The sequence below is a fragment of the Victivallis lenta genome (genome assembly GCF_009695545.1).
Lineage (GTDB): Bacteria > Verrucomicrobiota > Lentisphaeria > Victivallales > Victivallaceae > Victivallis > Victivallis lenta.
Genome location: NZ_VUNS01000012.1, coordinates 21,703 through 44,902 on the forward strand (window position 1 = coordinate 21,703; position 23,200 = coordinate 44,902).

Sequence of the window (23,200 nt, forward strand, 5' to 3'; positions counted from 1 at the left end):
CGGGCGATGCGGACCGTTACGTCAGGATGTCGTCCTCACGACGGGGGAGTGCGTTGAAGTGTTGAAGGAGCGCCGAACTGTGCGGTAAACTCCAATTGCCGTTCGACGAAACCGGCGCATGGACAGACAAGATTCCCCCCAGACCGAGCCCGGCTAGAACCGGAAGAAACGGCACATCCACCCTGTCAAACGTGCCACTGGACGGATCAAGATGGCGATTCAGCCGTTCTGCCGACTTTGTTTCCGGCCCTCCGGAAACAAAGTCGGCAGAAGGTCACATTTTTTACAGTTCGTTTTCAGACCGATAAAGACTTCCGTTACGGCTTCCTGGGTTTGATATGCCGCTTTCTCCGGCCATTGTTATCGGAGAAGCATTCTATCGTATCAAATATCATAATGATAAATGTATTCAAAATTTATTCTCTTTGAAATTGCCCATGATGATAAACATTTATTTACGAAGGCGAAGATTTCATTTTTGAGGGAGTCTGTGCTGAAAGTCGCGGGAAAACGGGTTGAATAAATTGTAAAACCTACTAATACTTTTCTCTTCGGTTAATTAAATCCGTCATTCAAATATTATGATTTTCAATCGAAATGTTCCATGCTATCTTATTTGGAGAACAGAACATGGAATATTTTTTCAAGTTTGAATTGCTTGAGCAGGCCGGAGAAGACAAAAAGCCGACGCTTGATGTTCTGATCAGAACGCTGGACCGGTTCAACCGAGAGTTTGACAGGAGGAATTGGTAACAAGCGAAAATCATGCCCGTTATAACTGGGAATGCAGTCGCCGCACGGAATTTGAGCCGGGGGGAAATGTCGCTTATGGGAGGAGCCGTGAACAGCAAAATAAAGAACATGATTCAGGAAGCCCGGGACGGGGACAGTGAAATCCAGGTGGCATTGGGGTGGCTGTATCACGAAGGCAGAGAAGTCAAAAAATCATTTCGGAAATCATTTTATTGGACGGCGGCGGCGGCTCTTTCCGGCATAAATCGGATTGTGTATTACAATTTAAGCATCGCGTACAGTCTGGGACGAGGAGTAAAAAGAAATGATTATAAAGCTTTTTTATGGGCAAAACGCGCAGCGGAAATGGAATACGAAGATGCGATGTTGGCCGTGGCATGGTTTTATTTCAATGGAATGGGAACAGTTCAGAATTCCTGCAAAGCGCAGGAATGGTATGAAAAAATTCTTGCAATCAATCCCCGGAATGTTTCGGCATTGTTCAGTCTCGGGCAGATATATTTTTTCAGGCGGGAGTACGATGACGTCCGGGAATATTTTCATAAAGCATACAAAATCAATCAACATGTAAGGGCTTGTTATTATCTGGGAAGGTTATTCCTGGAAAAACAGTGAGGCGGGCATGATCTTTCGCAGGCGTTTTTTTCTGAAAATTGTCGCTCGTAAACATATTTATGAAGCAAAGAGAGTGTTGAGAAGCGGTAAAATGAAAACATTGATGCGTCAAAACAACTCCTGCTGTTTGCAGAAAAAAAGAGCCTCTTCACCACACCTGTCCTAACAATTTTCAAAATGGCGTAATTTTCTGATTACGCCCCCTCATTTTCATCTATTTCACACCAATTCTCAAAAGTAGCCCCCCTTTGTTGTAAATCAGCTGTCCTAAAAAGCGAACTCTGGTTGAAATGATTCCGGCTCCGGTGGTTTGGTAAATGGTTGATCCAGCCATTGGCGCAAGTCGCGGTAAACAAATAGATTCCATTTCAGGAAAGTGACCAGGGTTGAAAAATGCCATTGCGCTTTCGACAAAAACTTCAGGTACTTGGTCAGCAAAATAGCGATAAGCGCTGTCCAAACTTGAATCCGAACCGCATTTTCGCTGGTGCCGATAAACGTTTTGATCTTGAAACCCAAAACATCTTCAGCCGGGTTTCCGAAGCAGTCAAGCCGCAAACGGAATAAAGTCCGTCCAAAGGACGGCGGGAGTAGCGCTCCCGTTTATGCCGGATTGCAGCTTGACTGCGCAGGGGTTCCGGCTATGCAGCGACTGTTTTTTCACAAAGTGCAGAAGAATCAGTATTTTGCGTTTTACTATTTCCCAGGACTCAGAATCCGTTGCGCTTAAAAAGCCGATTGCGGTGAGTCTGAGGAGAATATCCCATGATTTGTTTGAACCTGCGGCTGAAATGGAATTCATCCTGATACCCCAGTTTGCGGGCGACATCATGAATGGTCAGTTGAGGTTTGCCCAGTAATTCTGCGGCGTGATTGATCTTCATCCGGTCGATATACGTCTTGGGCAACATACCTGTCGCTTTTTTAAATGCACGGCGGAAATAATCAATATTCAAGTGACACATGTCCGCCATTTCCTCCACCGTCCACCAGTGTCCGACATCAGCCGCAACAGCAGAGAGCAACTTCTTTATTGAGCGCAACGTGCCTGTCGGCTGGTGACGGCGGGCAAAAAAAATTTCTCCCAGCAAATCGATCAGCGCAATATGCACTTTGATCTGCTGATCCGGAGCAGGATCTTTTCCTTGCGTGATGAGAGGCAGCAGTCTCCGGTGCGGTCCGAGATGGAAAATTCCCGGCTCCAGCATCCCCGCGTCCGCGAATCCGTCTGCAATCGTTCCTCGAAAACAGATGGTATCTTCCATCCAGCAATGCCCCCGTGCGGCACAATACCAGTGAATCATCCCGGGGGGAGTCAGAACGGCATCACCGGGCTCCACGTTTTGTGTTCTGCCGTCGGGGAAATACAGTTTGCCCCGCCCCTCATACATATGCACCAAACTGTAAAATTCAAAATATCGGAATTTTCCGCAAAATGTTTCTTTGCAGATATTGCCCGCAGCCGTTTCGCAAATATGCAAACCTAATTGTTCTTGAAGCGGAGACGGTGCAAATAAAGGGGGGTATACCCATATATCTTCTGAAAAATTATTTGTCATGGTAAAAGTCGTTTTTATCCATTCTTTTTTCTCTTTTTTTAGAGTAAAATATAGATAAGCAACGAACGGTATGCAAGTTCGTTTATAAGAAAAAGGAAAAAATATGCAGAAAAATAAATTACGCGTTGCACTGGTAGGGGCAGGAATGCGTCCCCATCAAATCTTTCATGGATTACTCAAAATTCCAGGAGTGGAATTGACCGCTATTTATGACGCCAATCCGAAAGCAGTTGCATCACGCTTGGCAGAATGGAACGTTCACCCGGAAATCTGCACTTCCGCCGAGGCTGCCATCGAACGCCCTGAAACGGATCTGGTAGCCGTTTTCTCGCCCAATGCCTGTCATGCGGATCACATCATTCGGGCGTTTGCCGCTGGGAAAAATGTTTTCAGTGAAAAACCGCTGGTCACTTCGCTGGAGGATTGCAGCCGGGTATTGGAAGCACACCGGGCTTCCGGGAAATTTTTCGCAACCGGATTCGTATTGCGTTACACACCGATTTATCGGAAGGTCAAAGAGTTGCTGGATCAAGGGAAGATCGGGCGGATCATCAGCGTGGATGCCAATGAAAATCTCAATCCAAGACACGGTTCCTACATCATGTGCAACTGGCGCCGTTTTTCCCAAATCGCAGGTCCGCACATTCTGGAAAAATGCTGTCACGATCTGGATCTCTTAGGCTGGTTTATCGGCGATGTACCAAGCAAAGTAGCTTCTTTCGGCGGATGTGATTTCTTCCGACCGGAAAATGCGGAGCAATACGGAAAATACCTCGATCCCGTCGACGGGATCGAGGTATTCCGTTCCACGTGGGAGGAAACCGATGACTCCGATAATCCGTTTCTGACCGAGAAAAATATTTTTGACAATCAGGTCGCCATTCTCGAATACCGCAACAACGTCCGGGTACAGTTTCAGGCAACGATTTCCAATGCTCTCCCGGAGCGGCGCATGTATATTTCGGGAACGGTGGGGACGTTGATCGTCGAGCTTTTCTCCGGCATCGTTCGCTTGAAACGGATTGATGAACCGATAGAACATTCGTGGAAATATGAAACTTCCATCGGGCATGCGGGCGGCGATCTGGTCATCATGCGCGATGCATATGACATGTGCATTTCCGGCAAACTTCCCGCATGCGGTGGACGCGAGGGAATGCTCAGTACGGCAACGGCACTGGCGATCCAGCAGGCAGCGGAACAAAAATCCGTGGTCGATCTGGAACCGGTATGGAAATCCTTTGGCATTTAACCATAACAGGGAGGAGTGTTTTGAAACAATATTTTCAAATTCTTTTCATGCTTCTGGTTTTCCGGGCTGATTTTCCGGTATCCGCCGAAACGCTCCGGTCTTTCCGGTTTGAAGCGGAAGGTGTGCGCGGCTGGAACAGTCAACCGGGAATGGCGGTAGAATCCGTACCGGGAGCTATGCAACTGAAGCTGACTTCCGCCGCTGCCGCAGGAAAAATGGCAATTTCTCCGCCAGTGGGACTGCCCAAACTCTCCGGCAAAGCCGTTTTACGGGTTTCCGGCAAAATTCAAGCGGAAAAACTTCAGGCTTCCCGGTTGGATTTGAAGGTTCTGCTGGGGCGTTCTGGCGGTCAGATTTTCAGCGAAGTTGCTCTGCAGCTTCCACGAAAAACCGACGGTATGACCTATTTCACCAAAGCATGGCCGATCGGTGCAGAGGATTTAAGCGCAACACTTTATTTTGTCTGTGACGGCAATGCCGAGGGATGTTTGATGCTGGACGATATTGTGCTGGAAATTCTGCCTTTTTCGGAAGATGCTATGGCTGAAGTGGTTCCCGAGAACGGTCAGCTAATCTACCAAAGCGAATTTGACAAAAACAATTCCGGTTGGAGCGCGAATTCCGCTGTCGTCAAACTTGGCAAATCGAACAGCAAAGCAATGACCATCGATTTCGGTGAAGTGCAACCCAAAGGAAAAAGCGTTTTTTTCCGTAATCTTCCGCTGCCGCGTCTGGCAGCCGGAGAACGTGCAAGACTTCGGGTTGAGGTTCGTTCAAAGGCAGTGGATTTCAAAGGAAGAAGACTTCAGCTCAAACCTTTGTTTTCCGCAGGAAGCCAGCTTGAATTTCCGCCGCCTTATCCGGAACTTGCCCGGGAGAAACAATTTGAAACCGTTGCCGGGGAGTGGACTTTCGATTCCCGCCAGACCGGTATCCAGCTTTATCTGGCAACCGACGGCGATGCGACCGGAGTAATGGAGATCAGTGAGGTCATTATTACGGTACTGCCGTCGGCCGAAGCTAAAATCACCACTGGTTTTGAGAATAATATTGTTCCGGAAAACAACGCTGTAATTTCAGTAGTTCCGTTCCGTCCGCAGGAGGTTACTGGCGGAACCATTGAATTGAGCGATGAATATGGTCGGAACATCTGTTCTTCGTTGCTGAACGGTCCGACACAAATCCGGCTGGATACGCCTGGTTTCTACCGAATCCGGGTCACGGCCCGTTATGGCGTGGAAAGCATCGTTACACACGGGAGCGTCGCAGTCGTCGGCCCGGTTCTCCCGGAAACGCTTCGTAACAGATCCCGTTACGGCGTTGTTTCCATCAATGCCGGAGACGGACTGAAGCGCGCCGTTTCCGGGCGGTGGGGGTGGTTTTTTACGGGATTTTCCGGCATGCGCAAACAAACTGACGGAACCTTGGTCATGGCTCCGGAATGGCGGTATTTCCCCGTTGCACCGGAATCGGAAAATGAAATTTACACGGTTGGCGATCTCCCCGGCTTTCTCCAGCCTGTTTCGGCGGAAAAAAATGCGATCTGGATGCCGACTGACCGGGAAGAATACCGGCGTGTCATTCGTTTTTTTGCCGATCGGGAAAATTTCCCCGCCTATTACACTGTATTCAATGAACCTGAAGGAAAATGGCGCGGCTCATGGAGTGACTTCGTGCAGTGGCACGCAGACACGCGAAATGCCGTAAAATCCGTCAAGCCGGAGACGGTTGTATTGGGGCCGGCATTTTGTAATGTCAATCTGCATTTGCTTCGCAAACTTGGCGCGCTCGGTTTGTTTGAAGCGGTCGACGGCCTGAATATCCATCCCTATGTAGATGGGACCGCCCCGGAACGTGAATTTATCGGGCGCATCGACGAACTGGAACAATATCTTGACTCTATCGGCAAACAGAAAATGCCGCTTTTTTATACGGAATTCGGCTGGACAACGAACATCGGTGGCTGGCAGAAACCGGTCAGTGAAAATCTCCAAAAACAATATGTTGCCCGTTCTCTTGCGTTGATGGGAACCACCCGGATGACCGGATGTGTTTACTTCACGCTGTTTTACCGCAACATCAACCCCGGCGAGGAGGGGTTCAGTCTGATCGATCCCCGCGGCTTTCCCCGTCCCGGCGCGGCGGCACTGGCGACGGCATTCCGGCATTTGGGCGGAGTTACCGGACGCGGGGTGCGGCTGGCGTTTTCCCCGGAAATCTATCTGTGTGTTTTCGACGCGGGAAACGACGAAATCATGGCGACGGTCTGGAGCACGGAAAAACAGCAGAAGTTTCCTGTTCCATTTCCGGTGGAACGGATTTATGACGTGGTCGGCCGCCCGCAGATCGTACCTGCCGGAAACGTGCTGGAAATTGGTCCCGATCTTCTGTATCTCTACGGCAAAAAATCTTCCGGCATGCTCGATATTCATTTTCTCCCGGAACAGAAATTGCTGACCGGAAATCAACTGGAACATCATCTGGAACAGCCTTTGGTCTTTCCTCCGTTAAGCGAGAAAGACGGATTTTTGTTCTGCGATTCGGAAAATGTTACCGGCCGTTTTCTGGTGCTGGGGCGGCAGAATGGCCGCTGGGTGGGATGTCCCGTCAAAATCCCCGGTGCGCTGGAACTCTCCGATCTCCGGTTAATCTGGCAGTCTGGCGAAGCACCGGAAGTTCAGTTTTCCTGCCGTTCCAATCTGGATGTGTCTGTCGAGATTACCATTCACGGCGAACTTAACGGTTGTCAGCTCGCGGGAGATCTGCAGACCGCCGTTCCGGACGAATCAATTCCCTGCCGTTTGACCATTCCCGAACATATTGCCGCCAACGGCGGAACTTTGAAGCTTTTTGTCGAGAGTGCGACGCGGCGGAGATCCGCAGTGGAAACATTGGATATCGCTCTGCTTGCGGCGTTACGGCAATCAGGGGAAACTGTGGACTGGAGTTCGGTTCCGATATTTTCATGGAATAAATTTCCGGGTTTCACGGAGAAAGAAAATGAAGTTGCCGCCTTCGATGCAAACGAGTGTTCCGGCACGCTGCAAACGACATATTCTCCGGTCGGACTCTGTTTCAGGGTCGTCATCCGGGATGACCAGCATTGCAATGATAAATCGGAATCGGAGATCTGGCAACAGGATTCATTGCAGTTCGCCTTCGATCCCGATTCCGCGAAACCGTGGGAACCCAATGCGCAATTCGGGCTGAATGGACACCGAGTGCTGGAATACGCCGTTTCGTCCGGCAAAGACAAAAAAATTACCGTTTGGCGGCACACCTCTTATGATCCGCTTTTGCTGGATAATGTGAGCGAAGAACGCGTTCAGGTGAATTTCAGCAGGGAACAAGGATGCAGTATTTACGAACTGATCTTTCCCTGGGAGTGTCTCGGCTTGAATACAATGCCTGCTCCGGGAAGCGAAATCGGGTTTTCCGCGCTGCTGAACGATGTCGATCCCGAACCGGCCCCCGGTGCCCCACGGGGACGTCACGGATTGCGTATTTTCAAAGGTATTCATCCGGATAAAACCCCGGAAAAATATGGAAAGCTGTATTTAAGATGATCTTCAATACCCCCATTAAAAAAGGAGTAAAAAAATGAAAAAATGTTCCGCATCCCAATTTACGCTGATTGAGTTGTTGGTGGTGATTGCCATCATCGCGATTCTGGCCGCCATGCTGCTGCCGGCATTGAACAAAGCCCGGAACCGGGCCAATGCCATTTCCTGCGTCAATAATCTGAAACAGGTCGGTACCGCGACACTGCTCTATGCGGACGATTACAAGGGCTATGCGCCGCCGCGTTGGCAGGGCGGCGACACCTACAAAATGTGGGGCTGGACTTTACGGGAAGGAAAATATTTACGTCACACTCCCTTCAAACTCGTCAATTGTCCATCCTTGCCGCTTCCCGCCAATGATTGGACCTATTCCTACGGAATGCGTGAAACCAATGTGCTGCAGTCCGAGCGTTTCAAGCGCGTTTACCGGATTGCCAATATTGAACAATCCACTCAGATAATCGAAGGGAAAAAACGTTCTCCGGGAGAATTCATTTTGTATACGGACTCGATCGATGTCAGTCAACTGCCGCAGACACTTCCGCATGCGCTGTTCAGTTTTGATGGCCAATGGGCAAATTACAAAGCGCATATCCGGCACGACAGGCGAACCAACAATTGGTTCGGCGACGGCAGTGTCAGGACGCTCAATAAAACCGAGCTGGAACAGCTTGACTGCACCAATGTTTACGATCAGCTCTGATATCTCGCGCAAAGCGGAGCGTACCGCTCTTTTCCGGCGGGGACAATGGGGCGTGTTTCTGCATTTTCTGTCACGAGAAAACGCGCACGCCCCCGTTACGGTATCGAGCTGGAATGCCAGAGTGGAACGGTTTGATGTCGAAGCTCTTGCCACGCAACTTTCCGAACTTGAAGCTGGCTATTGCGGCATAACGCTCGGGCAGAATTCCGGCTGGTATTGTTCGCCCAACGCATCGTTGGATCGCTGGACGGGACGCACCGGGCAGGATTCGCATTGTTCGCACCGGGATCTGGTTGCGGAGTTCTCTGCGGCCTTGCGTTTTTACGAAATCCCGCTTATGGTCTATTTGCCGACGCATGCACCGGCATGGGACGATCAGGCGATGAAATCGCTTCAGTGCATTCCCGAATGGGATTTCCATTTGTGGTCGCCCGCCCGTCAGAATGCTTTGAGTCCGTTTGCAGATCCGGACAGCCGACTTGGTACGTTTCAGCGCAGATGGGAGGAAGTCATTGCCGAATGGTCCTGCCGCTGGGGGAGTCAAGTCTCCGGCTGGTGGCTGGACGGCTGTTTTTACCGGGATAAAATGTATGATTTTCCGGAAGAACCTAATTTTCACTCGTTGGCGGCCGCAGTTCGGCGCGGCAATCCGGAAGCATGTTTTTGCGTCAATCCCGGCGTTTTTCCGGAACCGATATCCATTACCGCAGAAGAAGACTTTACTTCCGGCGAAACCGATTTTCCGGTCTGGCGGAGTTGTTTTGAGCCCTGTCAAGCCGGAGCGTTCTATCATGTCCTTGCACACTTGGGGGCGGATTGGGGATACGGTCCGCTTCAGTATACGGCACAGGAGATTTTTTCGATGACCGCCAACGTTGTCGATGGCGGCGGCATGATAACATGGGATGTGCCGTTCAATCAAACCAATGGCACGCTGCCGAAAACGGTGATGAACCGCTTGAAGAATCTCAGGAAAAAATTGAATTTCCCCCGTCCCCGTCTGGTCGCTCAATTCACGCCAAGACAGCTGCCGGAAATTCGGGCGAATGGAACCGAACTCCCAGGGGATGGCATTCTGACTTTGAAAAATTGCGGTCAGAAAACCTGGAGCAACACTTTGACTCTTTCCGGCAATCCGGATTGCCGTCTTGTGTTGCAACCGGAGGAAATTCGTACGATTCCCGCAGTTCTGCCGGCGGAGTTGTCCGCATTCAAAGTCCGTTGCCGCAACTGGCGCCGCAGTTGGCCGTATGATTGTAAGAGAACGGTGGATTTGACACATTCTCCGGTATTTCAATTCGTCAGCAGCGGCAGAAAAATTGCCGAAATAACAGCAACTTCCACAGCAAAATTTTTCCGGCTTGACGGAATCGTTTATGAAACGGAAAGCCAAATCCATCCGGATTTGTGGAGAGGCTCCTGTTTTGAAATATTTCTTTCCAATCAAGGCCGGATCACTCAATATTTTTTTCCGCCGTCTCAGGCGGCGCGACACGGTTTCCGGTTGTTGTCGCACACTTATTGCGAAGCGCCGGAAAGCCGCTACCGGATGGAACGGCTTGATAAGGAATACCGTTTTTCTCTGGAAGTCCCATTCCCGGATTTACCGGAAAACGTTTCGTTTGAGTGCAAATGCACAATATTCCGAGACGGATCTTTCCAACACGTATTCCTGTTTGGTTCCGAACACCCGGAATGCAGTGATGAAAAATTTGCACACATTCAACCCAAAGGATATATAACCAATGATTACCGATCTTGATCTTCCCGTTCTCGCGAAAGCGGAAGTCGTCGTTTGCGGAGCCGGTCCCGCCGGAGTCGCTGCGGCCTTGGCGGCGGCCCGAAGCGGCGCCCGGGTCATTTTACTGGAACAAACCGGATGCTGCGGCGGAATGAGCACAGCCGGACTGGTACCGGTTTTCATTCACATGAGTGATCGCAAAAATTTAGTTGCCGCCGGAATCTGCCATGAAATCATCAGCGAAATGTGCCGCCGCATGGGGCAAAGCAAGATCAATTTCATCTGGCAACATATTCATCCGGAAATTCTGAAACAAGTTTACGATGAGAAACTTTCCGAGGCCGGAGTGACGACATTCTTCGATGTAAAAGTCGCTGATACCATTATGAATGGGGACACTCTGAATGCCGTCGCGGTGGCAACCGTGCAGGGGTTGAAGAAGATTTGCGGCAAAGTATGGGTCGATGCGACCGGCGACGGAATCGTTGCTGCTGCTGCAGGAGTGCCGTTTGAGCTTGGCGACGCGCAGGGAAAAACCATGAGTCCCACGCTGTGCGTTCAATATTCCAATATCGATCTCGAAGCCATGCGGGAGGCCGAACAGCGCGGCGAAGGAGCAATCCCCCTCTGGAAAAAACATAAGCAGCAAATTCCGCTGGCAGAACATCATATCATCGGGATTTCCGAATACGGCAACGGTTCCGGTTCCGGCAATCTCGGGCATATTTACGATGTCAACACTCTTGATGAAGCGGAACGTTCCCATTGCTATACGGAAGGTCGCCGGGTTGCCAATATCATTCACGATTTTTATGTCAAATATGTTCCCGGTTATGAAAAATCCGATTTGACGGCGACCGCTTCATTGCTGGGGATTCGTGAAAGCCGCCGCATTCTGGGGGAATATCAGCTGACGTTGAGTGATTATTTGGAAAAACGTCATTTCTCGGATGACATCGGCTGTTTTTATTACGGGATCGACATTCACGCATCCAGCACGAATCCCGAGGAACAACTGAATGTCGGCAAACGTATGGATGAATGCAATTCAAGCTATGAGCCCGGAGATAATTACGGCATCCCATACCGGGCATTGATCGCCCGGAAGGTACGCAATCTTCTGGTCGCCGGACGTTGTATTTCCGCAGAACGTCCCGTGCAGGCCAGTTTGCGGGTCATGCCCTGCTGCATGATTACCGGAGTTGCTGCCGGATGTGCCGCTGCTCTCGCAAAAGACGATGGAGAGATTCGGGCACTCCCTGCCGAATCGCTTCAACGTGAAATCCGTACAACCGGAGCTTATTTACCTTAAAAATCATAAAAATTCAACTTCAGAAGATCACCTTGAATATGTCCACAATATAATCTCGCTATCGGGGTATTACGTTCGACCTTACACGACTCGTGAACGAGCCGAATGTGAAAATTGGAAAAACAAAGAACATGAAACCGCCCCAGAGGAGCGGACTGGTTGCATGGCGCATAAGCGCCTTCATTGAACCGGGAGGTTTTCCATACGAGGGAATATCAGAGACTTTTATGTTCGAGATTTGCATTTTTTGTTTTTTCTGCAGAGCCAATACTTTTGAAATTGGCTCAAGAGTCAATTGAAACCTGAAACACTGGATAAATTACGGACATTCATTAGGCGATGAACTCAGTAGAAATAATTTGAGTTTCGGTGAAAGGATGAACCGCATTGGATCAAAACAACATAACTGAAGCATGGTGGTATATGAGCAAGAGAGTTACCATAGCACTCACGACAATTGCAATCTTCTTGGGCTGCATCTCGCCTGTAATGGCGGGACGGGAAATCGTTCCTGCGGATGTCACGGTCAAGGTACAGTATCAACTGAAGATGGACGGTTACAATTCATGGACGACAACGAACGCTTCCTTGAGAGGAGCGGTCACTGAATCCATGATGGTCGGCCAGCTTGCAGCCAGACATCCCAACGGACAGATTCGCATTCTGTCGGCATCCTATGGCAAGACTGTTGCCCATACTGTCCGCTACCAGATGAAGAGGGGAAAGTCTGCCTGGACGAATGGCACCGTAACGTTGAACAATGCCTTGACCGAATCCATGGCAAGGAATCAGCTCAAAGCAAAGTTTCCCGGTGCAACCATCCGAATCCTGAGCTTCGTAATAAAGAAATGACAGAGGAGAGTTCCCATGCGATTACCCGTAGCGGAAGACAGGAATTGTTTTACGACAAGACTCAAGTACAGACTCGAACCGAAGAAGCTGGCTCAACTGCGGTTTGACTCCTGGTGGAAAAGTGAGGAACCATATCGAATGCAGAGAAGTGTAATTACCAGTATCAATGGCTTTTATCTGATCCACCGCATGGTAATGATTCCTTACCCGCCTCCGATATGGTTTGCCAAGTCGAAACTGCGTCCCGATCAGATCGCCTACCTTGAGAAACGCAGAACGGAAGATACTGAATGAATCAAAAAAAGAACACTCTGTCAACCGGGACACTCATAGCGAGTGCCCCGGTCAGGTTTATGCCTTGAATCGCAGATGACACTTGGGACAGTGATACAATCCGATTACATTTTCATCGATCAGTTTGCCAGCCTGAGCGCCGAGCAGACCTCCGGAGGTGACACCCCAGAGGAGATTCAAGATACCTCCCGCGACAGCTCCGATGGTCGTACCGACAACTCCCAACGCGCTTCCGGCACGGGCACCGCGAACCATGCCGACAATCACAACGGCCCCTCCTGCGGTAATCCCGGTTGCGGTTCCAACCGTACTGGCGCGATGAAGCGGGTTCGCAATCGAGGCACATTTCGGACAAAAGACTTTCGCCATAGTAACGACTCCTTCTTTCAGTTGATAAAACCGGCGACCGAAGCCGCCGGGGTGCGAGGTACTCTGTCGTTTGCACCACTTCCGACAGAGGGCGTGCCAGGGAGAATACCCGTGGACTATCTTTTCCAGAGTTCCGCCGGTTTACCGTCCAGTCCGAACAGTCGGGTCAGGCTGCGGTAGCACTGGTCGGCACGGGCAGGACTGTACTTCTTGGCTGTTTCGGTGAAGGCGTTCAACAAACTCCACCGGGTCGGCTCGGCGAACTCCTCATGCCGGGGATGTTTGAACTCCTTCCAGACACTCAGAATATCGCACGACGGAATCGCCTGACGTTCCGCCGCCACCACCAGCGAAGCACGAACTTCATCATCATTGAGTTCATCGATCTTCAACTCCTCTGCTACATTTTCCAAAGTCAAAAACTCCAGTTCCAGAGCGTTCACGGCTTCCAGAACCAGACCGTTCAGTTCGATCCGGGAGGTATGCCGACGCTTCAGAACCGTACTTCCTCCGAAGCACAAATTACTGCACACGTGGACATTGATCCCCGCTGACAGACCAACCGCAATTGTGCGGTCATGACTGTTGCGGATACCGATGCAGCGGCTCCACTCCATGCTCGAACTTTTGTTGATCCGGATCATGCCGAACATCCGCTGTCCGTCACGGGCCAAACCATACTGTTCCTCAAGGATCGTCCAGCGATGCGCCTTTACGACATCCGTTACAGCGTCGATCACCTCGCTGTGCGGAACAGGCTTCCAGCTCGCGGTAGCGGTCGGAGTCGGAACCATTGCGATCTCGTCACGTCCGACGAACTTCCCTTCACACATCGTCAATCCCATCATCTCACCTCCATTTCTTCAGATGCCACTGTCTGCAACGATCCCGATACGGACACTCGCTACAGGCGTAACTTGTTTCATTGGGCAGGAACACGCCTTTGTTGATCGCATCCTGCGCCCGGTTCGCCAATGCCTCGAAACGCCGGAAGTCGTGAAAACCGCGACTGGTGTAGTGCGATTCACAACCCGGATTCTTGGTCTTGGTGATCACATCGAACCGGAAGAGCGGAGCCGTGCCGTTCTGCTTCTCGTAGGCATAGCTGAACACGGTCGCCTGTAAATCACGGTCAGCTTTCCCGGCAGACCAGCGACTCGCCGAGGTTTTCCAGTCCACGATGCAGACATCCCGTCCATCCTGAACGATGAGGTCGTATTCGCCGATCAGGGGCTTGTCCAGACCGGGAACATCAACCTTGAATGCCTGCGCGACTCCCTTGATCGTGTAGTAGTCCGTCCAGTTCGCCAACGCCGCATCCAGCATTTTCGTTGCAAGATCGATTATTGTATCGAAGTTCTCACCCTCCTTGTAGATCAGGTTCGGGGTAGCTTCGGCTTCGATCCTGAACGCCTCCGAGAAACGCTCCACAAGCTCATCCTGCCGCAGAGAGTTTCCCATCATACATTCCCATGCCTGAGCGGTCAAGGCCGCATGAAACGCTTTGCCGAACGGAAAGCAGACCGAAGTCCGCTCGACCTCGGCCTGTTCCACATAACGGTAGAAGTATTGCGCCTGACAGATGTTGAGGTACGTATTCAATGCTGAATACGACCAGTGCGGTTCCTTCCGCAGTTCGTCAATGGTCGCCATCACGCAGCCCTCCATTCGTTGATCTGATTGGAACACTGCTGACGGGACAACTGACGCACATCCGGAACCTGGAATCGGGCTGCGATCTGCTGCGGAGTCACGCCACGCTGACGGGCAAGATCAAGCAGATACGAGAGTTGTTTCGGGCTCGCCGGACCATCGTTCTGACGGTCTCCTGCCCTCCTGCCTTGAGGAGCGTTTTTCGGCCCGTTTGAAGCCGGATAAGTGCCGTAATTACGGGGATCGTTTCCGTGCAGTTCCGCTTCAACCGAGTTCCGTACCAGATCGAACGTTTCGTGAATCCGAGCCTGCAACTGATCCTGTGTCAACCCGTCCGGAAGTTCGACCTCGACCGACGCATGATAGCTCTGGCTCGAATACTCTTCCCCGGCAGGAACCTTCTTGGAATACGACGCATTGAGTTTCAACATTTTGACTTCTCCTTTCCGGGATCATTCCCAGTTGTTGATATAGCTGTTATAGTTCTGTACTGCATTCCGGTAATTTTCATCGCTGGATACATCCATACTGGCATCGGTCAGCAATTCCTTCCCATCATCGCCATAATGGATGTAGTAGGCCAGAGCAATAGCCTCCGCCTCATGTTCAGGCATTTCAATTTCAATCTCTCCGCGGAGAGCATTGACACGTCCGCAGTTGTGCCCCATATCCTCATCCGCGTAAAGCAGAATGAAATCCACATGTTCCGCCAAAGCTCTCAGCCAGCCTTCAGGCATACTCCATGCGGTTTGGAACTCTGGCAAGCAGTCCCCTGCCTCTTCCCCGTTGTCCGCATTCCATTTTGTTCCCCAATGGCTGACCCGCCAATCATACCAGTCCGGGAAACCGAACTTCTGGCGATTATAGTGAGCCAAAGCCATTGACACAGAAATGCCCTTATCCAGACATTGCTGCAAGAATGTATCCAAAGTCGAATTTACAATCTCCGGGAAAACAAATCCCGAAGGCAGCTTGTCATGCTGCGGTGATGAGATATTCAGCGTTTCAGGCATCGGCAGCAGAATATTGAAGTCGATACGGTTTGTCTTTGGATTGACGGCAACGTTTCTGAACTTGTTCATGTCGCTGATATGCTGAAATTTGCATGTTACCCAATTCGGCATTTTTCTCTCGCTTTCTTTATAATGCAGAACGCTCCGGACAGGGAATTGCCTTGTCCGGAGCGTTCTGCTGTTGCTGGTCTATTGACTGTCAGATCGCCATTTTGATCCGTTCGATGGCGCGTTTGGCGAGGATAAAATCCCGTTCCTTCTGTTTCTGTTTGAGCACTGCCTCCTTGACCTTGCGGGTCAGGACGCCTGTTTCATCGAGCAGCAGCTTGAGCCTGCCGCGCAGTTCGTCGATTCCGTGATTCAGCTCCTCCATCGGATCGACCGCTTCGGAAACAGGTTCCGGGTTACGAACGACCGTCTGCACAGGGGCGGACACGACTCTCATTTCATTGTTTTCCATCTTGGGTTCCTCCGTTTGAGTTTGAATGGGTTTGGGTTCTTGAGTTTTCGGCTGATATAACGGTATCGTGATATAATGTCCCGTGCCTCCGGTTGCAAGGATCGGGAAATGTCCGTCACATGCCTCTATCTTCGTATGCCCCTCCGACAGCAGCCGAAGAAGCGCGTGCTTGTTGAGTTTGATCGAAACATCGTTCCAGTTGCCGATGAACTCCGCCGCAATGCTGGTGTGCATCTCGCCAGCGAGAATGTTCAAATACCCCGGTTTGCTCTGGTACAGCTCCACAGGATTATGCGGAGGCAGATCGGGAACGTTTTTGAGGAAGATTTCAAGCTGCTGCCCTCGCTCCGGCAGAAACGATACCGAACGGACCAATGCCTTCTGCGAGGGGATGACCTGTTTCCAGTTCGGATAGTTCCCCTCCAACCCCTCCGCATACCAGACCCAGTGTTCCGTTTCGATGCGACACATCTTCCCGGTTCTGTCCGTCCACGTGCAGAGCGTACCGGCTTCCGTTGTCTTGGTCTGCATCAGAGCCAACGGAAGCGGTATCGTGAAGTCATCCACATTCAGCGGAACGTAGATGTTCAGCAGCTCCCTGCCGTTGGTCGTAGTGATTCCCTCCCGGCAGAGATTGATCCCCTGCAAGACCTTGCGAGGGTTGTTCCGGTCAACAAGCGGAGATGCCGCAGCAAACAGAGCGACAAACTCCTTCGGCAGCTCGCTGATAGAGCAGTGTTCATCCTCATCGGGAACCCGCCATTCCACACCGGACTTCGGAAACAGAGTTCTTTCCCCGATTCGCAGAATTCCTTCGTTGTCCTCGATCTCCAGCACCTTGTTCCGGTATCCGCGAACCGCATCCCGGAACTCATCGAATCCCACGATACAGCGAAACTCGACTTCACCTGCACACGCCGTTCGGAACGTCATCTGTTCAGCTGGAGAACGGGTGCTGAAACAGACCTTGCCATCCTTGCATTCAACCAGCAGGGATTTATGCTCCGGAATCGGAGACATCCGGCTGATCAGTTTTCCGAGCGCGATCAACGCTCTTTCCAATTCATTTTTGTTCACTTCAATCTTCATACACAACCTCCGTGATGTTGAAAATAACAAGCCCCTCCGATCCCGAAAGACCGGAAGGGCCGTTGATAAGGTTCAGACCGATCTCTTCAGCCTGCTGTCACGTGGTTATATATACGTGAAACTGGAATGAAATACACGATTTCTCTGTCTTCATCATACACGCTTTTCATAAGGAAAGTCGGGGGTGGATTTGTAAACGTTGTCTTGAGTGATATATTTTATCATGAAACGGTTCCGTTTCAAGTAATTAGCTTGAATCTTCGTGTGAGACAACGTAATGAAAAATTGTAAGAAACAAACTCAGCCGCCGACAGTAAGAAGTGCGGCAGCGGAATATTTGACGTATATCGCTTCTGTTGGAAATGAACCGCAGAATATTGAAATTCGATATGAGGATGAAAATATCTGGCTCACACAGCGTATGATGGCTCTCCTTTACGATGTGGAAACGAATACCATCAATTACCACATCAAGAAAGTCTTCGAGGACAGCGAACTCCAGGAAGAAGCAACTATTCGAAAATTTCGAATAGTTCAGTCTGAAGGCGGGAGAACCATTGAACGGGACGTCAAGCACTATAGCCTTCAAATGATTATTGCCGTCGGTTTCAAAGTCAATTCTGAGCGTGCGGTTCAATTCAGAAAATGGGTTAATGGAATTGCCTCGACTTACACGATCAAAGGTTGGGTCATGGATGACGAACGCCTCAAAAGAGGGACTTTTCTGACTGACAAGTATTTTGATGAACAGTTGGAACGGATTCGTGAAATCCGTGCCAGCGAGCGTAAATTCTATCAGAAAATCACCGATCTTTATGCAACTGCCATTGATTACGACCGCACCGCGCTTGCAACGAAACGCTTCTATGCAACCGTTCAGAATAAAATGCACTTTGCTGTTCACGGTCATACCGCAGCGGAATTGATTGTTTCACGCGCCAATGCCGACAAGACTCATATGGGCTTGACAACATGGCAGGATGCTCCGGACGGCAAGATACGGAAGTCGGATGTCGTAATCGCCAAAAACTATCTCACCGAACAGGAACTGGCTCAACTGAACCGGATGGTAACCGCTTATCTGGATTTCGCTGAAAACATGGCGATCCGTAAGATTCCGCTTACCATGGCCGATTGGGAACAACGTCTGAACGCATTTATTGAGATGTTTGAATACGGTCTTCTGAAAGATGCCGGAAAGGTTACAGCGGAAATCGCCAAACTTCATGCTGAAACCGAATTCGAAAAATACCGCATCATTCAAGATCGTCAATTTCTTTCCGACTATGACAAATTCCTTCTGGAACTGGAGGAGCAGACAAGGAAAAACAGCAAGTTTACAGAAGGGAAAGAGTGACAGTCAACTCGTGAAATACATTTGTTGACGCAGGGAATCAACGAACAATTCACACCCTTTTCATAGAAGATTCGGATGTGGCAATCCTATGCAGAGAATAACTCTGACACCGTGTTTTTGAGCTCAACGAACCACGATCAAGGAGAAATGCCATGACTGAATCTCATCCATTGCAAAGCGTCATCCACAACATCATCGAACGTTATCTTGCCAAGTACGAATCCGCATCTGTTGGAATCTATCGGTTCCATGCGATAGACGGAGGTGAGTTCTCCAAATATCTGAACTCTCTTAAGATCACGTTGAATCGGAAAGCATTCATCCCGACTTACTGCTGGCATTATGATCCATATGGAAAACACTATATCCTCTTCCTCTTCATCTGCGATGGATACGGACGATACGACCTTGCCGATCTCCTGTCTGTAATCAGGCGACTTTGGACATCTCATTCCATGTCACCTGTCGAACAGATTGACAACATCCGTATCACAGTAAACAATTCAACAGAAATGCTGGAACATCTGGATCAATGGATTCTGAATCTGACAGAACCACAGTTCTGTAATGAACGAATACCACATCAGCGGAGCTATGGAGTTTCTCAAAAGATATAAATTATCCCCGGCTACCATACGTAACCGGGGATGAAACGATATTTCGACAGAAATTTTATTCAACCATATCTTCTTCTGTTCCGGGCTCTATGCGCACATCGCCATTAGGCTCAAAAAGATATTTTTTGATTTCGCCCGTTTCCATATTCTCCACACGAAATCCTGTTGCAGGGTTATTGCCCTCCACAATATAGGTGTGATCTGCCACTTCACACAGAGGGCTATTGCCTTCTTTCGAAAACGAGAAAATCGCTATCGGAAGCTCGGTTTGTATTGCCAAGCCAATCCCGCGCTCAAACTCTTTGTTGAAGTCATCATTGACTGCGTAGAAAAAAACGACATCCGCATTTTTTTCACGCAGCTTCATCTCGAACTCCAAGTCATCCTTCAAAATTTCTGTATTGACAATCGTGATCGCCGTATTTTTTTCCAGACAACGGAGAAACTTCTGAATATATCCATCTTGACCATTGGGAATTACAACAACAATATTCCGATTCTCTTTTGTTTTTTCTGAAAGATATTTTAACAATTCTCTCATGAAAAGATCAGCTCTATTCGACTCAAACAATGCGATAGAACCAGCCGGCCAGAAATACGGAAGATTTCCGTTATATTTTTTTTGCTTCAAGGTAACTTCGTAGGGCTTCGGAAACCAGATCGGATCAAGCTTGATCCCCTGTTCCCATGCACGTTTTTTCAGCTCTGATTCTTCAAGAATGGTGGTCTCATTATCATCCACCCATTCACCCCTGTAAAAATCCATAGGATTCATTTCTCGAACTTTGACTTGGCGTACTCGCATTTTTATGTTATGCCGCTTTGCTTCGGTAAGAATTGGCAATATTTCAGACAAAGCAGTTCGATTAAAAAGGGGGTCTGATTGATAGTGTGGAAAAATGATTTCAGAATGCATGTGGCGAAGTATTTCCCAATCCAATTTATCGGCTCCATCCGCAGTACAAAACCACCCCATACCAGGATTGGCTTGTGCGATGTAAATTGATGTGGAAAATTGCCATGGATTGGAGGAGAAGTTGCAGTATTTGGAAAACCAAACACCGGATTGGCGTGGTTTGAACAAAAATGGATATTCGCCAGGAAGGTCATTGTATTTGAAGCATTTTACTTCAAAAACCCCGTTCCCCGCGTGACAGTATAGGGCTTTGAGATTTCCATTTGCATTATAGAGGGGTAATGGAGTTTCCGCCACAATCCATGTCTGTAGGGTGGATGATTCTGCATGAGAACGGATTAGTTTGCCTGAAATGGTATCCATATCAATTTGATTGAGACCGAGCTTCTGTGCTAAAGCAATGTAATCAATATTTCCGAGTATTTCTTGAAGAATGGATTGAAATTCCCAAGAAGTGATGTTGTATAACGATGGAACCGGAAGCATGGGGGAGGCCGATTGCATTACAGGATAGTTACAACTCAATGTTTTTTTCTGTCTAGAAACCGTTATTCCCGATGTGCTTGTATCCACAAGAATCGTACCGTCAGAATTGGAAAAACCTTGAAAGAAGGGGATATGTGTCAGATTTCCCAATCTTGAAATCTCAGGTGAATCAGCATGATTGATCGCCCAAATAATAACTTTTGAAGTAGCATCCGTCAACTTGATCTGTTCTGCATTTTCTGTCTGTTTGGTAATCCACATTTTATTTTCTCCCGTTGGATTGCAGATAATAATAGAAGTTCAAAACGGTCCCGATTGCCTGGCATTTGAAAAAACAGGAATTGCAATTCCACGTGGCAAGCATCCTTTGAAATCCGACATCGGAAAAATGCAGGATCGGGTATGGGATCAGTATTCCACATTCTTTACGTAATTCAACCGGGTAAAAGAAACCCAGGTGTTGCGGTCCTTCCCAGTCGATGGCCCTGACGATGATTTCAAGTTTTTCCGCAGTCAACGGAAATGGCGAAACATGGAATCGTTGCTGAAAGCTTAAGATGAGAGAGTCGTTTTTCTGCTCAGAAGAACTTGCAGATGGTATAGGAACGGCATCGACAATCTCCGGTTCAATAATTTCCTCTTTTGGATCATTGCCTGTTCGGGCAAAACTCATTTTTTCAAAACGATCTGTGAAGAATTTTTCTTCTGTTTCTGTTAGCATGGTTTCCTCCATTTTGTTTGAGTTTATCCGCCGTTGCCATCGAAAAACGACGGCAACGACGGGAAATACACGTTTTTGCAATTTTTATATACGCGCGTATATGTACCTTTTTTTCAGTCAAGTAACTCGAAGCCCTTGTAGCCACGAATCTTTTGTCCATGGATGGAATTAGAGCCGATGGCATCGTATTCCGTCCCCATGGACTTTGCAAAACGCTTGTAAAAAGCAGCTTCTTCAAGGAACTCAAGTCCCAGGTCTCTCTGGTGTCTGATATAGGTGGCATAAGCCGACCTTGAAGAGAATTCATTGCCTGCTGAACGTCTGATATAGTTACAGACAAACATGTCCATCGACCGAATCTCATCCACCAGCTTGTCGCGACGAACCTTCTGCGTTGTGGTCAGCTCAATCCGCCAATTGTTGCTCCGTACATGCCTTGCTCCATCAAGAATCCAGTTTAAAATACCGCTGCCTTCTTCCGCCAGCAGGCGATCGACAAGAGTTCGATCCTGTTTTTCTTCAGGAATATGGTGATGGAACAAAATCGGCAGCATTCGGTCTTTCCATTCTTGCCCCTTGCCTTCAAATTTTACCGACATTTTGTGGTTAGTAACTATAATCAACGAGAAGGTCCCATGATGTTTCTTCTTAAGGTTTTCGAATTTCTGGGCCGTCTGAAAATAGTCTCCGCCAACAGCTTTCTTGACGAATTCGCCTCTAGAAGAACACAAGGCTCCACTGATGGCTTCCGAGGCCGTCAACAGGGTCTGAGTCGTCAAGTCTGAAAAACCAAAAGGGCTGGAAATAGTTCTGAAATTTAGATCGAATACCCGTTTAGGGTCAAGTATTTTCGATATCAGTAGAACCAGTAAACTCTTCCCACACCCTCCTTCGCCTTGGAACAGCAGGAACTTTCTGGTCCGGTTGGCAGGAAAGAGCGAGGCCCCTAGGTAGTCCTGAATAACTCGTCGGTCATCCGCATCCGGAATAATCTCCCGGATTTTTTCCTCAAACAATGGCGCTTTTGCATTCGGGACATAGGGAACGGTTAGGGAATCAAGAATCATGTCTTCTTGATTATAATCTCGAAATTTCAACTCTTGGCTTACAGATTCCCAGTAAAGAATCCCGTTCGTAACTGGAATGATATCTGGATCAAGTGGCGGGAATCTCTCGGCCCCATTCTCAAGTTGAACCATCTGCATAATTTCATGCAGCAAGCCAGGCGTTATCTGTGAAAAACATGATTTAGAGGTTGATCGCATCAGCCGTAGAATTAGATCGCGAATCGCAATCTTGATGGCGGCCGAAGATGTGCTATGCCATCGACCATTTTTCATTTTTAACCAGCCAACATCATGGAAATATTTTACCTGAGTGTCTTGCTGGAAGGCTGCTGCGAAGAAAATAGGATTGACGCGGGGATTTCTCCGTCCCTCCGTGGGGAATGGTTCTCCAAATTTCTCGATGATGGGTTGATACTCTTGCATGATTACTGTTCTCCTTCTGTTTGTTTTTCTTTTGTATCCGAAGCATTTATGTAATCATAAATGTCAGTGTTTCTATAGCGTACCGTCTTATTCCCAACCAATTTCCGACTAAATGGAAAAGTCCCCTCCTTCTCAAGCGAGCGCAGCTGCGAATAGCTAATAGAAAGTAGCTCAGCAACCTCTTGGGGAGTTAGTAGTTTCGGGGCTATCGCAGGAGCTAACTCCCCTGTTTTCGCAAGAGCGTGGAGATTTCTTGAAATAATATTGTATTCTTCCCCCGTAATCGTTCCTGAATCAAGCAGTACGCTCGCCAGACGGCACACTAAGCGTGCCGTCTGCGGTCGTAATACTTGATTCTGAAATTCTTTCATCTTTGTGCCTTTCC

22 protein-coding genes are annotated in these 23,200 nt (G+C 49.0%); 10 read left to right on the top strand and 12 right to left on the bottom strand.

What is annotated here, in order from left to right; all coding sequences use genetic code 11:
- Positions 1-828 precede the first annotated feature (828 nt).
- On the top strand, positions 829-1,368 hold the full coding sequence (locus tag FYJ85_RS11865; protein WP_206213136.1) for a tetratricopeptide repeat protein: 540 nt from the start codon (positions 829-831) through the stop codon (positions 1,366-1,368).
- A 267-nt stretch (positions 1,369-1,635) separates the two neighbouring features.
- Here FYJ85_RS11865 and FYJ85_RS11870 read toward each other — a convergent pair whose 3' ends face one another.
- Entirely contained in the window at positions 1,636-1,887 is a 252-nt protein-coding gene (locus FYJ85_RS11870) for a hypothetical protein (protein WP_154418776.1), read from the bottom strand.
- 191 nt (positions 1,888-2,078) lie between these two features.
- Complete coding sequence (locus FYJ85_RS11875; protein WP_154418778.1) at positions 2,079-2,927, bottom strand: helix-turn-helix transcriptional regulator; 849 nt, start codon at positions 2,925-2,927, stop codon at positions 2,079-2,081.
- Between the two features lie 103 nt (positions 2,928-3,030).
- Here FYJ85_RS11875 and FYJ85_RS11880 point away from each other — a divergent pair, with 103 nt between their 5' ends.
- The 7 genes from FYJ85_RS11880 (at position 3,031) to FYJ85_RS23135 (ending at position 12,644) form a co-directional block, all read left to right on the top strand.
- Entirely contained in the window at positions 3,031-4,179 is a 1,149-nt protein-coding gene (locus FYJ85_RS11880) for a Gfo/Idh/MocA family protein (RefSeq protein ID WP_154418780.1), read from the top strand.
- Between the two features lie 20 nt (positions 4,180-4,199).
- The gene (locus FYJ85_RS11885) at positions 4,200-7,745 is read left to right on the top strand and encodes a sugar-binding protein (protein ID WP_154418782.1); all 3,546 of its coding nucleotides are present in this window, start codon (positions 4,200-4,202) and stop codon (positions 7,743-7,745) included.
- 34 nt (positions 7,746-7,779) lie between these two features.
- The gene (locus tag FYJ85_RS11890) at positions 7,780-8,445 is read left to right on the top strand and encodes a DUF1559 family PulG-like putative transporter (protein ID WP_154418784.1); all 666 of its coding nucleotides are present in this window, start codon (positions 7,780-7,782) and stop codon (positions 8,443-8,445) included.
- Complete coding sequence (locus tag FYJ85_RS11895; protein WP_154418786.1) at positions 8,426-10,207, top strand: hypothetical protein; 1,782 nt, start codon at positions 8,426-8,428, stop codon at positions 10,205-10,207. Before FYJ85_RS11890 ends, FYJ85_RS11895 begins: the two co-directional genes overlap by 20 nt.
- Positions 10,191-11,498, top strand: a complete 1,308-nt coding sequence (locus FYJ85_RS11900) for an FAD-dependent oxidoreductase (RefSeq protein ID WP_154418788.1) — start codon at positions 10,191-10,193, stop codon at positions 11,496-11,498. The genes FYJ85_RS11895 and FYJ85_RS11900 overlap by 17 nt, the downstream gene beginning before the upstream one ends.
- A gap of 387 nt (positions 11,499-11,885) precedes the next feature.
- On the top strand, positions 11,886-12,350 hold the full coding sequence (locus FYJ85_RS11905) for a hypothetical protein (protein WP_154418790.1): 465 nt from the start codon (positions 11,886-11,888) through the stop codon (positions 12,348-12,350).
- A 138-nt stretch (positions 12,351-12,488) separates the two neighbouring features.
- Positions 12,489-12,644, top strand: coding sequence for a hypothetical protein (locus tag FYJ85_RS23135; protein ID WP_168963286.1), 156 nt, complete (start codon positions 12,489-12,491; stop codon positions 12,642-12,644).
- Between the two features lie 57 nt (positions 12,645-12,701).
- Here FYJ85_RS23135 and FYJ85_RS11910 read toward each other — a convergent pair whose 3' ends face one another.
- The 6 genes from FYJ85_RS11910 to FYJ85_RS11935 form a co-directional block, all read right to left on the bottom strand.
- Positions 12,702-13,013: a hypothetical protein gene (locus FYJ85_RS11910; protein WP_154418792.1), complete on the bottom strand. Its 312-nt coding sequence runs from the start codon at positions 13,011-13,013 to the stop codon at positions 12,702-12,704.
- 116 nt (positions 13,014-13,129) lie between these two features.
- Positions 13,130-13,861, bottom strand: a complete 732-nt coding sequence (locus tag FYJ85_RS11915) for a DUF932 domain-containing protein (RefSeq protein WP_154418794.1) — start codon at positions 13,859-13,861, stop codon at positions 13,130-13,132.
- A 1-nt stretch (position 13,862) separates the two neighbouring features.
- Positions 13,863-14,666, bottom strand: coding sequence for a PD-(D/E)XK nuclease family protein (locus FYJ85_RS11920; protein WP_168963285.1), 804 nt, complete (start codon positions 14,664-14,666; stop codon positions 13,863-13,865).
- Complete coding sequence (locus tag FYJ85_RS11925; protein ID WP_154418798.1) at positions 14,666-15,097, bottom strand: hypothetical protein; 432 nt, start codon at positions 15,095-15,097, stop codon at positions 14,666-14,668. Before FYJ85_RS11925 ends, FYJ85_RS11920 begins: the two co-directional genes overlap by 1 nt.
- 21 nt (positions 15,098-15,118) lie before the next feature.
- On the bottom strand, positions 15,119-15,748 hold the full coding sequence (locus FYJ85_RS11930) for a DUF1281 family ferredoxin-like fold protein (protein ID WP_154418800.1): 630 nt from the start codon (positions 15,746-15,748) through the stop codon (positions 15,119-15,121).
- A 130-nt stretch (positions 15,749-15,878) separates the two neighbouring features.
- Complete coding sequence (locus FYJ85_RS11935; RefSeq protein ID WP_154418802.1) at positions 15,879-17,228, bottom strand: beta clamp domain-containing protein; 1,350 nt, start codon at positions 17,226-17,228, stop codon at positions 15,879-15,881.
- 277 nt (positions 17,229-17,505) lie between these two features.
- Between FYJ85_RS11935 and FYJ85_RS11940 the strand changes: the two genes are divergently transcribed.
- On the top strand, positions 17,506-18,585 hold the full coding sequence (locus FYJ85_RS11940; protein WP_154418804.1) for a virulence RhuM family protein: 1,080 nt from the start codon (positions 17,506-17,508) through the stop codon (positions 18,583-18,585).
- A 152-nt stretch (positions 18,586-18,737) separates the two neighbouring features.
- Positions 18,738-19,202, top strand: a complete 465-nt coding sequence (locus tag FYJ85_RS11945; RefSeq protein WP_154418806.1) for a hypothetical protein — start codon at positions 18,738-18,740, stop codon at positions 19,200-19,202.
- 55 nt (positions 19,203-19,257) lie between these two features.
- Here FYJ85_RS11945 and FYJ85_RS11950 read toward each other — a convergent pair whose 3' ends face one another.
- The 4 genes from FYJ85_RS11950 to FYJ85_RS11965 form a co-directional block, all read right to left on the bottom strand.
- Complete coding sequence (locus tag FYJ85_RS11950) at positions 19,258-20,865, bottom strand: hypothetical protein (RefSeq protein WP_154418808.1); 1,608 nt, start codon at positions 20,863-20,865, stop codon at positions 19,258-19,260.
- A 1-nt stretch (position 20,866) separates the two neighbouring features.
- On the bottom strand, positions 20,867-21,337 hold the full coding sequence (locus FYJ85_RS11955; protein ID WP_154418810.1) for a hypothetical protein: 471 nt from the start codon (positions 21,335-21,337) through the stop codon (positions 20,867-20,869).
- A 101-nt stretch (positions 21,338-21,438) separates the two neighbouring features.
- Positions 21,439-22,815, bottom strand: a complete 1,377-nt coding sequence (locus FYJ85_RS11960; RefSeq protein ID WP_154418812.1) for a DNA primase family protein — start codon at positions 22,813-22,815, stop codon at positions 21,439-21,441.
- 2 nt (positions 22,816-22,817) lie between these two features.
- The gene (locus FYJ85_RS11965; protein WP_154418814.1) at positions 22,818-23,186 is read right to left on the bottom strand and encodes a helix-turn-helix transcriptional regulator; all 369 of its coding nucleotides are present in this window, start codon (positions 23,184-23,186) and stop codon (positions 22,818-22,820) included.
- Between the last annotated feature and the right edge of the window lie 14 nt (positions 23,187-23,200).

What these genes read in the sequence shown, in the direction of transcription:
- FYJ85_RS11915 (WP_154418794.1), bottom strand. Translation starts at nt 13,861, where the DNA reads ATGATGGGATTGACGATGTGTGAAGGGAAGTTCGTCGGACGTGACGAG.
- FYJ85_RS11875 (WP_154418778.1), bottom strand. Translation starts at nt 2,927, where the DNA reads ATGACAAATAATTTTTCAGAAGATATATGGGTATACCCCCCTTTATTT.
- FYJ85_RS11965 (WP_154418814.1), bottom strand. Translation starts at nt 23,186, where the DNA reads ATGAAAGAATTTCAGAATCAAGTATTACGACCGCAGACGGCACGCTTA.
- FYJ85_RS11890 (WP_154418784.1), top strand. Translation starts at nt 7,780, where the DNA reads ATGAAAAAATGTTCCGCATCCCAATTTACGCTGATTGAGTTGTTGGTG.
- FYJ85_RS11940 (WP_154418804.1), top strand. Translation starts at nt 17,506, where the DNA reads ATGAAAAATTGTAAGAAACAAACTCAGCCGCCGACAGTAAGAAGTGCG.
- FYJ85_RS11865 (WP_206213136.1), top strand. Translation starts at nt 829, where the DNA reads ATGGGAGGAGCCGTGAACAGCAAAATAAAGAACATGATTCAGGAAGCC.
- FYJ85_RS23135 (WP_168963286.1), top strand. Translation starts at nt 12,489, where the DNA reads ATGCAGAGAAGTGTAATTACCAGTATCAATGGCTTTTATCTGATCCAC.
- FYJ85_RS11920 (WP_168963285.1), bottom strand. Translation starts at nt 14,666, where the DNA reads ATGGCGACCATTGACGAACTGCGGAAGGAACCGCACTGGTCGTATTCA.
- FYJ85_RS11960 (WP_154418812.1), bottom strand. Translation starts at nt 22,815, where the DNA reads ATGCAAGAGTATCAACCCATCATCGAGAAATTTGGAGAACCATTCCCC.
- FYJ85_RS11935 (WP_154418802.1), bottom strand. Translation starts at nt 17,228, where the DNA reads ATGAAGATTGAAGTGAACAAAAATGAATTGGAAAGAGCGTTGATCGCG.
- FYJ85_RS11955 (WP_154418810.1), bottom strand. Translation starts at nt 21,337, where the DNA reads ATGGAGGAAACCATGCTAACAGAAACAGAAGAAAAATTCTTCACAGAT.
- FYJ85_RS11880 (WP_154418780.1), top strand. Translation starts at nt 3,031, where the DNA reads ATGCAGAAAAATAAATTACGCGTTGCACTGGTAGGGGCAGGAATGCGT.
- FYJ85_RS11945 (WP_154418806.1), top strand. Translation starts at nt 18,738, where the DNA reads ATGACTGAATCTCATCCATTGCAAAGCGTCATCCACAACATCATCGAA.
- FYJ85_RS11895 (WP_154418786.1), top strand. Translation starts at nt 8,426, where the DNA reads ATGTTTACGATCAGCTCTGATATCTCGCGCAAAGCGGAGCGTACCGCT.
- FYJ85_RS11910 (WP_154418792.1), bottom strand. Translation starts at nt 13,013, where the DNA reads ATGGCGAAAGTCTTTTGTCCGAAATGTGCCTCGATTGCGAACCCGCTT.
- FYJ85_RS11950 (WP_154418808.1), bottom strand. Translation starts at nt 20,865, where the DNA reads ATGTGGATTACCAAACAGACAGAAAATGCAGAACAGATCAAGTTGACG.
- FYJ85_RS11900 (WP_154418788.1), top strand. Translation starts at nt 10,191, where the DNA reads ATGATTACCGATCTTGATCTTCCCGTTCTCGCGAAAGCGGAAGTCGTC.
- FYJ85_RS11930 (WP_154418800.1), bottom strand. Translation starts at nt 15,748, where the DNA reads ATGAACAAGTTCAGAAACGTTGCCGTCAATCCAAAGACAAACCGTATC.
- FYJ85_RS11925 (WP_154418798.1), bottom strand. Translation starts at nt 15,097, where the DNA reads ATGTTGAAACTCAATGCGTCGTATTCCAAGAAGGTTCCTGCCGGGGAA.